1 protein-coding gene is annotated in these 527 nt (G+C 41.2%); it reads right to left on the bottom strand.

Annotation, left to right across the window (positions count from 1 at the left end; genetic code table 11):
- Window positions 1–527, bottom strand: a 527-nt coding sequence (locus AC1DOK_RS24535) for an ATP-binding cassette domain-containing protein (RefSeq protein WP_477556889.1), incomplete at both ends; no start/stop codon positions are given.

Below are 527 nucleotides of genomic sequence, written 5' to 3'. Positions count from 1 at the left end.
AATGGAGATGGCACTTCACCTTCTAATATAATACGTTCTCGGTTACGTTCAATAATAGGGTCAGGAATTGGAATCGCAGCTAGCAATGATTCTGTGTAGGGATGAAGTGGTTTGGCGTATAGCTCAGTTGATGAAGTAACCTCCACCAGATTTCCGAGATACATTACACCAATTCGATCGGAAATATACTTCACCATCGAAAGATCATGCGCAATGAACAAATAGGTCAAGCCAAATTCCTTTTGCAAATTCTTGAACAAATTCACAACTTGCGCTTGAATGGATACATCGAGTGCAGAAATAGGTTCGTCCGCAATAATAAATTGTGGTTCGATCGCAAGTGCACGGGCGATACCAATCCGCTGACGTTGACCGCCTGAGAATTCATGCGGGAATCGATTCATATGCTCTTCATTAAGACCTACCGCTTGTAGAATATCTCTTACACGATCTTTACGTTTCTTACCGGTATATAAATTGTGAATATCGATCCCTTCAGCAATAATATTACCAACTGTCATTCTCGG

The sequence above is a fragment of the Paenibacillus sp. P5_B5 genome, from assembly GCF_056400365.1.
The sequence above is the reverse complement of the archived record's forward strand: the minus strand, read 5'-3'. Positions and strand labels throughout refer to the sequence as shown.